The 513-nt window shown below is 45.5% G+C and carries 1 protein-coding gene; it reads left to right on the top strand.

All coding sequences use genetic code 11. The features are described from left to right. A partial coding sequence (locus A3762_RS07095; protein ID WP_156493317.1) for a DUF1329 domain-containing protein occupies nucleotides 1-513 on the top strand: 513 nt, incomplete at both ends.

Genomic DNA, 513 nt, shown 5'->3' with positions numbered 1-513 from the left:
CATTTCCAATTCCAGATAGTGCTTTAGAAATTATTTGGAACCATATTTTGCGTGCACGTGGTGGTAGTTTTGAGCGTAACTCTGTTCAAGTGACTCCTACTGCCGGTGGTACTTATCAACCAGTAAAATTCTATGAAGAGTTTTCTGAACGTCATGATTTGAGAGANTTTGCTGAGAACAAAGACGATAACGTTATGTTTTACTTCAAGCAGGTCGTTACGGCGCCAGCTCGTTTAGCAGGCAACGTTTTGCTTGTGCACGAGACCATCGATCAGGTTGCTGAACCGCGTCGTGCTTGGATATATAACTCTGGTCAGCGTCGTGTTCGTCGTGCTCCTCAGGTGGCGTATGACGGTCCGGGTACAGCAGCTGATGGACTTCGCACATCTGATGGTTTTGATATGTACAACGGTGCACCAGATCGATACAACTGGGAGCTTCTAGGCAAGAAGGAAATGTACATTCCTCGCAACTCTTTCAAGCTAGATGATAAGTCCCTGACATATGGAGATA

It is taken from the genome of Oleiphilus sp. HI0125 (assembly GCF_001635355.1).
The sequence above is the reverse complement of the archived record's forward strand: the minus strand, read 5'-3'. Positions and strand labels throughout refer to the sequence as shown.